Raw genomic sequence first — 9721 nt, 5'->3', positions numbered from 1 at the left:
CCCGTGGATCAACGATCCCCGGCACCGCCACCGACATCGCCGCCGGCGCCGACGGCACCGTGTGGCACATCAACAGCGGCGCGGAGATCTACCGGTACACCGGCGACCAGCCGAGCTGACTCCCCGTCACTGCCACCGCTACTGGCGCCCCGGCCTGGAACAGGCCGGGGCCGCAGACTGCCCACAGGCTCTCGCCCGCCGGACCTGCCCAGCAGCCATCGGACGCGTGCGCTGGTGCCTCCGTGCCCCTCCAGGCGGCCCCGTCCCGCCCGGTCGGAATTCAGTGGCACCGGCGAGTTGGTAGGCCTTGTTTGCGGCTTTGTCCGAGAGCAGGGTTGCCCGCAGGGGTCGTGACGGATGCTGGCCACCGGGCGGTTGGGGAGGCGCGTGCTCAGGTGCCGGCCATGATCGAGGCGGCGGCGGGGCCCTTTGCCGCCGCCGCGCCATGGAGGGACTGGCGCTCGGATCCGGCGTGGCCCATCCCCGTGCTGCCCGCAGACGCCTCGGCCGCCGTAGCGGAGTAGGACCCGTGCACCGGGATTTGTGCCAGGGTGCGAGTCAACGCTGGTGGTTGTGGTACCGATCACCCGGTCCCTCTGCTCTGTCCGGTTCGGTGCGGCCGGGCCCGCTTGCCTGAACGTCCCGACCTGCGGCGCGGCCGGGCGGTAGGAGTCGGAGGTCGGGCCCGTTCTCCGCAAGCGCCGCCGGTCGTCCGCGGCCGCCGGTCCGGCCGGCTCCGCTAGTGAGCGCAGGACCTCACGAATGTCCCCGAACAGCGTGCGTCCCGCCCGGCGCGCCGACCGGTGCCCGCGGCTCGCTGATCCGCGACGCGCCTACCGCTCCAGGACCAGGGCGAGGCCCTGGCCGACGCCGATGCAGAGTGCAGCCAGTCCGGTCCCGGAGCCGGCCGCCGCGAGTTGGTGGGCGACAGCGCCGGTGATCCGGGCGCCGGAGGCCCCGAGCGGATGGCCGATGGCGATGGCGCCGCCGCGCGGGTTGACCAGGGCGGGATCGAGGTCGGGCCAGGCGGCGAGGCAGCCCAACGCCTGCGCGGCGAATGCCTCGTTGAGTTCGAAGGTGCGCAGCGACGCGAGGTCTCGGCCGGCCTTGGCCAGCGCGCGGTCGACCGCCTCTACCGGACCCAGCCCGAAGTACCGCGGGTCGATGCCGGTGACCGCCGAGGCGCTGATCCGGGCGAGGGGTTCGCGGCCGGTGGCCTTCAGCCCGGCCGCGTCGGTGATCAGCAGCGCGGCGGCGCCGTCGTTGAGCGGACTGGAGTTGCCGGCGGTGACCGTGCCGTCCACGCGGAAGACCGGCTTGAGCCCGGCCAGGGCGGCGAGCGAGGTGGTGTCGCGGATGGTCTCGTCCCGCACCAGGCCGGTGCCTTCGACGGGCACCACCTCGCCGTCGTACTGGCCGTCCTTCCAGGCCCGGGCGGCTTTCTCGTGACTGGCGAGGGCGAACGCGTCCTGCGCAGCGCGGGTGATGTGGTGCCGGTCGGCGACGAGTTCGGCGCTCTCGCCGAGCGCGATCGTCCACTCCGTCGGCATCCGCGGGTTGACCAGGCGCCAGCCGAGCGTGGTGGAGGCGAGCTCCTGGTGCCCGGCCGGGAAGGCGCGTTCGGGCTTGGGCAGCACCCAGGGAGCGCGGCTCATCGACTCGACGCCGCCGGCGACGACCACGGACGCGTCGCCGAGCGCGACGGCCCGGTAGGCCTGAATGACCGCCTCCATCCCGGAACCGCACAGCCGGTTGACGGTACTGCCGGGCACGCCGACCGGAAGTCCGGCCAGCAGCACGGCCATCCGCGCCACGTCCCGGTTCTCCTCGCCGGCGCCGTTGGCGTTTCCGAGGACCACGTCGTCGATCCGGGCCGGGTCGAGCAGCGGCGTCCGGTCGGAGAGGGTCCGCAGCACATGGGCGGCGAGGTCGTCGGGACGGACACCGGACAGCGCGCCGCCGTACTTGCCGACGGGGGTGCGGACCGCGTCGACGATGTAGACCTCGCGGGGGTGGACGGTCATCGGGGGCTCCCTTCCAGGGACGCGGCGATGCGCAAGGTGGCAGCGGTCTTCCGCCGGATCTCCTCGACACCGACCCCCGGGGCGGTCTCCACCAGGAGCAGTCCGCCGTCGGTGACGTCGAGGACTCCGAGGTCGGTGATAACGCGGTGCACGCAGGCCCTGCCGGTCAGCGGCAGGTCGCACTCCTCGACCAGCTTGGGCGCGCCGTCCTTGGTGGTGTGCGTCGTCATCACGATGACGCGGCGGGCGCCGTGCACCAGGTCCATGGCGCCGCCGATGCCGGTGACCAGCTTGCCGGGGACCGCCCAGTTGGCCAGGTCGCCGCGGGCGGACACTTGCATGGCACCGAGGACCGCGGCGTCGATGTGGCCGCCGCGGATCATCCCGAAGGAGAGCGCCGAGTCGAAGAAGGCGGCGCCGGGCAGGACCGTGACCGTCTCCTTGCCGGCGTTGACCAGGTCCGGGTCGACGGCGTCCTCGAACGGGAAGGCGCCGGTGCCGAGGATGCCGTTCTCCGACTCCAGCACGACCTCCACGTCCGCGGGCAGGTGGTTGGGGATCAGCGTGGGCAGGCCGATGCCGAGGTTGACGTATTCGCCGTCGCGCAGTTCCCGGGCCGCTCGGGCGGCCATCTCCTCGCGTGTCCAGGGCATCAGGCCGGCACCTCCCGGACCGTGACGGTCCGCTTCTCGATCTTCTTGTCGGCTGCCTGCTGTGGGCTGAGAACCACCACGCGCTGCACGAAGATGCCCGGCACATGGACCTGGTCGGGGTCGATCCCGCCGGATTCGACCAGCTCCTCCACCTCGGCAATGGTGATCCGTCCGGCCATCGCCGCCAGCGGGTTGAAGTTGCGGGCGGACTTGTTGAAGACCAGGTTGCCGTGCCGGTCGCCGCGGGCCGCGCGGACCAGCGCGAAGTCAGTGGTGATGCCGCGCTCCAGGGCGTACTCGACGCCGTCGAACACCCGGGTCTCCTTGACCGGTGAGGCGAGCGCCACGCCGCCGTCCCCGTCGTAGCGCCAGGGCAGTCCGCCCTCGGCGACCTGGGTGCCGACGCCGGCCGGGGTGTAGAAGGCGGGGATGCCGCAGCCGCCCGCCCGCAGCCGCTCGGCCAGGGTGCCCTGCGGGATGAGCTCGACCTCCAGCTCGCCGGCGAGGTACTGGCGGGCGAACTCCTTGTTGGCCCCGATGTAGCTGCCGGTGACCCGGGCTATCCGGCCTGCGGCGAGCAGCACGGCCAGGCCGGACTCCATCGCGCCGCAGTTGTTGGAGACCACGCTCAGTCCGCTGACGCCCCGGTCGTGCACGGCCTGGATCAGCACGTTCGGCACGCCGGCGAGACCGAAGCCGCCGACCGCGAACGACGCTCCGTCGCAGACGTCCGCCACCGCCTGCGCGGCGCCGGCGACCACCTTGTCCATGGGTCCGTCTCCTCTGTGCTGCCGAGCACTTGTTCGCCTGGTGAACTTTAGTTCATAATTGCCGTGCGCCGCCGAGTCTGCGCGCCGCCCCGCGCACTGTCAACGCCTCCGGCCGGTACGGTTTCGGTCACATCGCCGCACCCTGGAGACCTGATGACGCCCCTCGCCACCACCGCGCTGCCGCCTGGGGAGGCCGTCGGCCCGCTGCTGCGGGGGATGGCCGTCCTGCGCGAACTGGCGCGCGGCGACGGGCGGGCAGCCGTCGGGGACCTCGTGCGGGCCACCGGCCTGGCCCGGTCCACCGTGGACCGGGTGATCAGCACCCTGGAGCGCGTCGGGTACCTGCGGACCGACGGCCGCGAGGCGGTGCTCGCGCCACCGCTGATGGAACTCGGCAACGCCTACCTGGCCGCCTCCCGGCTGCCCGAACTGCTCGGGCCGCTCGCCGACCGGCTCGCCGACGGCCTCGACGAGTCGGTCTCCCTCGCGGTGCCCGACCGCGACGGGGTGCGCTTCGTCCACCAGGCCACCCGGCGCCGTCGGATGTCCCTCGCCTTCCGCATCGGCGACCTGCTGCCCGCTGAACGCGGCGCCCCGGGCGCCCTGTTCGCGGCCGACTGGTCCGTACCCGACTGGCAGCGCTGGCGGCAGCGGCGCCGGGCCGACCCGGCCGACACGGGCTTTCCGGCGCTGCCGCCGGGCCGCACGGACGGCGCCGCGACCTTCGAGGCCCGAACCCGCGAGGCCGCCGAGGCCGGCTGGTCGCTGGACGACCAGCTGATCGGACCCGGACTGGTCGCGCTCGCCGCGCCGGTACCGGACGCCGCCGGCCGCCCGGTCTGTGCGGTGACCGTGGTCAGCCACACCAGCCGGCACAGCGCCGCCTCACTGCTCGGCGCGGTGCTGCCCGAGCTGCGCCGGACGGTCGCCGCCATGCGGCACACCCTGGCCGACCCGCCCGCCCCGGCGGACGCCGGATCCGACAGGTCGGCCGTCGCCTGGAGCCGGGCGTCCAAGCAGGAGCTCGGACCGGAGTTCGTGGAGTCGCTGGCCCGCGGGCTCGCCGTGCTCGGCGCCTTCGGCCGGGCGCAGTCCGCGCTGCCGCTGACCGCGGTCGCCGAGGCCACCGGCATGGCCCGCGCCACCGTCCGCCGGGCGCTGATCACCCTGCAGCACCTGGAGTACCTGGAGGTCGACGGCAGGCTCTTCCGGCCCACCCCGCGGGTGCTGGAACTCGGTTTCGCCCACCTGTCCGGCCTGACGCTCCCGCAGATCGCCGAACCGCATCTGAAGGCGCTCGTCGAGCAGGTGCACGACTCCGCTTCCATGGCGGTACTGGACGGCGGCGACATCCTCTACGTGGCCCGCGTGCCCACTGTGCGGATCATGACGGTCACCATCACCGTCGGGACCCGCTTCCCCGCCTACGCGACCGCCCTGGGTCGCGTCCTGCTGGCCGGGCTCCCCGCGGTGGAGCGCGCCGAGCAGGTGGCGCGGGCCGATCTGACGGCGCTCACCCCGCACACGGTGACCGACCCGGCGCGGTTGGCCGCCCTGTTGGAGCAGGCGGTCCGTGACCGGTACGCGCTGGTGGACGAGGAGTTGGAGAGCGGACTGCGGTCCATCGCGGTGCCGGTGCACGACCGCGACGGGCGGGTGGTGGCCGCGGTCAACGTCTCGATGCACGCCAGCCGCCGCACCGCGCGGCAGGCCCGCGAGGACCTGCTGCCGCCGATGCGGGAGGCGGCGGCGCGGATCGAGAACGACCTGCACATCGCCGCCCGCTACACCGCACCGCCCGTCGCCTGATCGGCGGCGCGGCGCATCGGGCCACAACGGCGCCCTTTTCTCCCGTACTTTGCGTTCCCGGGAATCCAGGGAACCCGGAATACCGCTGTTCCACGCCCACGGCGTCGGTTCCCGACCTCCCGGAGGATGCCGCCCGCCCTCCTGCCCACCGGCCGGGCGTGACGGCCGCGTCGCGCCGGGAGCCCACATTCCGGCTGGTGGCGCCGCCGCATCCCCCGAATAGGCGATCCCGGCGCGCTGCCGCGTGGGTACGGGTGCCCCCGGCCCCGGATTCCGGTCGCCGCGGCATCACCCATTCACGGTAATGACGTCCGCCGCCCCTCGGATTGTCCGGTGGCTGTTGACGCCCAATTCGGTGCGGCCGCAGACTCCGAGACGTCAGGGAATGACGCAACCGAGGGAATCCCATGAAAGCGTTCGTGCATCAGGGGCAGATCACGAAAGTGGTCTTCGGCGGCGGTACCCGGCGTCGGGTCCCGGAAGAGGTCGACGCCCTCGGCTGCCGGCGCGCACTCGTGCTGTGCACACCCGGCCGGGCGGCGCAGGCCGCCGAGGTGGGCGAACTGCTCGGCGGGACGGCGGTGGCCGCCTTCACCGGGGCCGCGCCGCACACGCCGGTGGAGGTCACCGAGCAGGCCGTCGACCGCGCCCGATCGGCGCGGGCGGACTGTGTGATCGCGGTGGGCGGCGGCTCGGCGATCGGTCTCGGCAAGGCGGTCGCGGCCCGGACCGGTCTTCCGCAGATCGGACTGCCCACCAGCTACGCGGGCTCGGAGATGACATCCGTCCTGGGCGAGACCGAGGGCCGGCGGAAGACGACCCGCCGACTGCCGGAGGTCCAGCTCCGCACCGTGCTGTACGACGTCGAACTGACCCTCGCCTTCCCGCCGGCGGCCTCGGCCGTCAGCGGCCTGAACGCGATGGCGCACGCCGTCGAGGCCCTCTACGCGCAGCACCACGACCCCGTCGCCTTTCTGCTGGCCGGTGAGGCACTCGACGCCCTCGTCGGCGCCCTGCCGGTCGTCGCCGAGCGTCCCGACGACCTCAACGCGCGGGCCGGCGCGCTGTACGGGGCGTGGCTGGCCGGTACCTGCCTGGGCATGGTGGGCATGGCGCTGCACCACAAGGTGTGCCATGTCCTCGGCGGTACCTTCGGCCTTCCGCACGCCGAGACGCACGCGGTGCTGCTGCCGCACGCGGTCGGGTACAACGCCCCCGCGGCCGGCCCCGCCATGGCCAGGATCGGCCGCGCTTTGCCCGCGCCCGACGCCGCGACCGGTCTGTTCGCGTTCGCCGCGCGGCTCGGCACCCCCCGGTCACTGCGTGAGCTCGGTATGCCCGAGGCGGGGATCGCGCAGGCCGCCGACCTCGTCGTGCAGGACGGCTACTGGAACCCGCGACCGGTGGACGCCGCGGCGGTCCGCACCCTGCTCACCCGGGCCTGGGCCGGCGAGCCGCCGTCCCCCGCAACGCCATTCGTCCCCGACGCAGACCCTGACCCTGACCCTGACCCTGGAGCCCACCATGCCTGACCTGCTCGGCGACACGATCACCGATGCGGTGATCTCCACCCTGCGTGACACCGAGGACGCCCGGCTGGCCGAACTGCTCCCGGCCCTGGTCCGGCACGTCCACGCCTTCGTCCGCGAAGTCGGCCTGACGCAGCAGGAATGGGCCCGTGCGGTGGACTTCCTCACCCGGACCGGTCAGCTCTGCACGCCGGCACGGCAGGAGTTCATCCTGCTGTCCGACGTCCTGGGCGTCACCATGCTGGTCGACGCGCTCGGCAACGAGCGGCCGGCCGCGGCAACCCAGAACAGCGTTATGGGCCCGTACTTCCGCGACGACCGGCCGCGGCGGCCCGACGGCGCCGACATCTCCGAAGGTGTCCCGGGCAGCCCGCTGTTCTTCGAGGGCCTCGTGCTGGACCACCGGGGCGCGCCGGTCGCCGGCGCCGGGGTGGACGTCTGGCACAGTGACGCGGACGGGCACTACGACATCGAGCTGCCCGATCGAACCGACCCGGCGATGCGCGCGCTGTTCCGGACCGACGAGGCCGGCCGTTTCACGTTCCGCTCGATCCGCCCGTCCAGTTACCCGATCCCCGGTGACGGCACGGTGGGGGAGCTGATGCGGTCGACCGGCCGACCGCTGATGCGGCCGGCCCACGTGCACCTGCTGATCGAAGCGCCCGGATTCCAGCGGGTCACCACGATGCTGTTCCCCTCCGACGACCCGTACCTGGACGTGGACCCGGTCTTCGGCGTCAAGGAGTCGCTCATCGCGGCATACGAGAGCCACGAACCCGGTACCGGGCCGTACCGCGCGCACAGCGAGGGGCCGTACACCGTGCTCCGCCACACCTTCGTCCTCGAACCTGCTCCCGAGGCCTGAGCCGGCGACCCCGCGCCGACCCCTGCCCCCTCCTTCCCTTTTCCCGAGGGCCGTTCGCGCGTCCCGGCGCGACCCCGCACCCCGCTCACCCTTCACGGAGGTCAACGATGACCGAAACCCTTGGAACCGACGACCGGACGGCGGCTTTCCGGGCCACCATGAGCCGGCTCGCCAGCGGCGTCAGCGTGATCACCACCCTGGCCGGCAGCACCCGGATCGGCATCACGGCGAGCGCGGTGTCCGCGCTGTCGCTGGATCCGCTGCAACTGCTGGTGTGCATCGGCAACCACCTGTACACCCGCACCGCGATCGCCGACCACGGGCGGTTCGCCGTCAATGTCCTCGGGCACGACGGCGAGGAGCTGGCGCGGAACTTCGCCGGCTCGCACGCCGACCGGTTCGCCGGGGTGGAGACCTACGACGACCACGGAGTGCCGGTGCTCAAGGACGCCATCGCCGCCGTGGTCTGCGACGTCTCCGCGGCGCTGCCCGGCGGCGACCACACCATCTTCGTCGGTGACGCCCGGTTCTTCGAGCACACAACGGAAGGCGAGCCGCTGGTGTACTTCGCCGGCCGTTTCGGCAGGCACGCGGCCTGAGCCGAGCCGCGCCCCTCTCCGGCCTCTCCGCCCTTTCCGGGGCGGCCCGGCGCGGCCCGTCGCCCCCCTTCCCGCCCCTCGGCCCCCGTCGCCCGGTGGTCCTCTTCTCCCGCCGGGCGAAGGGGGCTCGATCCGCGCCGGCATTCCGGACTGGAGTTCCCATGCGGCCCGTCGTCCCCGCGTTCAAACTGCGCCCCCCGGCCGGCCCGGCGCACCCGCTGCCGCGTCCGCGGCTGGTCCGCCGCCTGGACGCCGCGACCGAGCCGGTGGTCGTGGTGTCCGGGCCGCCCGGCGCGGGCAAGACCGTCCTCCTCGCCGAGTGGTCGCGCGGGCCGGTCGCGCGGGGCGACTGCGCCTGGCTCGGCCTCGACCCGCGGGAGAACCCGCCCGGCCGGCTGTGGGGCGCCGTACTGCACGCGCTGCGCGGGATCCGGCCGGACCTGTCGGTGGCCACCAGCGTCCAGGAGTGGACGCCGGACCACTGGCTGGAGGACCTGCTGCCCTCGCTGGTGGCCGAGTTGGCAGCCGGGCCGCCGCTGACGCTGATCCTCGACGGTCTGGAAGCCGTCACCGACCCCGAGTCCGTCCGTACTCTGGGCGACTTCCTCAGCCGGCTGCCGGCGGGCGTCCGGGTGGTGCTGGCGACCCGGCACCAGCCCGGCGCCCCCGTGCCGGCGCTGCGCGCGCACGGTTTGGTGGCCGAACTCGACCCGGGCGACCTGGCCTTCACCCGGGAGGAGGCGAGGGCGCTGCTCAGCGGCCTGCTCGGACGGGCTCCCGGCGACGACACCCTGGACGAGGTGTACGCGGCCACCGAGGGCTGGGCGGCGGGGCTGTGCCTCACCGGCCGCGTTCTCGGCGGATCGCAGGACGTCGCGGGCGGGACGGCGGCGCGCGCCGATCGGGCGGTCGGCGACTACCTGACCACCGAGGTGCTCGACCGGCTCACCACCGCGCAGCTCGACTTCCTTCTCCGTACCGGCGTGCTCGACGAGCTGTCCGCCGACGCGTGCCGGGCGGTCACCGGAACGGACCGTGCGGGCGCGCTGCTGCGCGAGCTGGCACGGACGATGCAGCTGCTGGTGCCGGTGGACGCCGGTCGGACCGCGTACCGGCACCACCGCGCGCTGCGGCCGCTGCTCGCCGGCCTGCTGGCGGCCGAGCAGCCGGCCGCCCGCGCCGCGCTCCACCGGGCCGCGGCGTGCTGGTACCGCGAGCAGCGGGACACCGCGTCGGCGGTACGGCAGTCGGTGGCGGCCGGCGATCTGCCGGCCGCGGTCGAGGCGGTGCTCGACACCTGGGAGGAGGCCGTCGCCGGCGGGCGGACCGCGCTCGTCGCGCACTGGCTGCGGCTGCTGCCCGGACGGGCCGTCGCCGCCGACGCCCGGCTGTGCGTCGTGGCGGCGATGGCCGCGCTGTCCGCCGGTGACCCCGACACCGCGCGGCGTTGGCTGGACGTGGCCCAGGCCCGG

The 9721-nt window shown here is 74.0% G+C and carries 7 protein-coding genes and 1 pseudogene; 5 read left to right on the top strand and 3 right to left on the bottom strand.

Annotated elements, in window-relative coordinates; translation table 11 throughout:
• Positions 1-833: 833 nt before the first annotated feature.
• From GA0115240_RS29835 to GA0115240_RS29825, 3 genes are read right to left on the bottom strand one after another with little or no spacing between them, the layout of a single operon-like run.
• Positions 834-2024 carry a thiolase family protein gene (locus GA0115240_RS29835; RefSeq protein ID WP_093741454.1) on the bottom strand — a complete coding sequence of 397 codons (1191 nt, stop codon included), beginning with the start codon at positions 2022-2024 and terminating at the stop codon, positions 834-836.
• Positions 2021-2677 carry a CoA transferase subunit B gene (locus GA0115240_RS29830; RefSeq protein WP_093741452.1) on the bottom strand — a complete coding sequence of 219 codons (657 nt, stop codon included), beginning with the start codon at positions 2675-2677 and terminating at the stop codon, positions 2021-2023. Before GA0115240_RS29830 ends, GA0115240_RS29835 begins: the two co-directional genes overlap by 4 nt.
• On the bottom strand, positions 2677-3447 hold the full coding sequence (locus tag GA0115240_RS29825; RefSeq protein ID WP_093741450.1) for a CoA transferase subunit A: 771 nt from the start codon (positions 3445-3447) through the stop codon (positions 2677-2679). Before GA0115240_RS29825 ends, GA0115240_RS29830 begins: the two co-directional genes overlap by 1 nt.
• A 153-nt stretch (positions 3448-3600) precedes the next feature.
• Here GA0115240_RS29825 and GA0115240_RS29820 point away from each other — a divergent pair, with 153 nt between their 5' ends.
• The 5 genes and pseudogenes from GA0115240_RS29820 to GA0115240_RS29800 form a co-directional block, all read left to right on the top strand.
• Positions 3601-5256, top strand: a complete 1656-nt coding sequence (locus GA0115240_RS29820) for an IclR family transcriptional regulator domain-containing protein (protein ID WP_093741448.1) — start codon at positions 3601-3603, stop codon at positions 5254-5256.
• A gap of 407 nt (positions 5257-5663) precedes the next feature.
• Positions 5664-6788, top strand: a complete 1125-nt coding sequence (locus tag GA0115240_RS29815; RefSeq protein WP_093741446.1) for a maleylacetate reductase — start codon at positions 5664-5666, stop codon at positions 6786-6788.
• Positions 6781-7650, top strand: coding sequence for a dioxygenase family protein (locus tag GA0115240_RS29810; RefSeq protein ID WP_093741444.1), 870 nt, complete (start codon positions 6781-6783; stop codon positions 7648-7650). The genes GA0115240_RS29815 and GA0115240_RS29810 overlap by 8 nt, the downstream gene beginning before the upstream one ends.
• A gap of 107 nt (positions 7651-7757) precedes the next feature.
• Positions 7758-8249, top strand: a complete 492-nt coding sequence (locus GA0115240_RS29805) for a flavin reductase family protein (protein WP_093741442.1) — start codon at positions 7758-7760, stop codon at positions 8247-8249.
• Positions 8250-8410: 161 nt separating this feature from the next.
• A pseudogene (locus GA0115240_RS29800) lies at positions 8411-9721 on the top strand (hypothetical protein); the annotation flags it as partial.

This window comes from Streptomyces sp. DvalAA-14, from assembly GCF_900091855.1.
Classification (GTDB): Bacteria; Actinomycetota; Actinomycetes; order Streptomycetales; family Streptomycetaceae; genus Actinacidiphila.
Note: the sequence above shows the minus strand (reverse complement) of the source record. Positions and strands in the feature narration are given on the sequence as shown.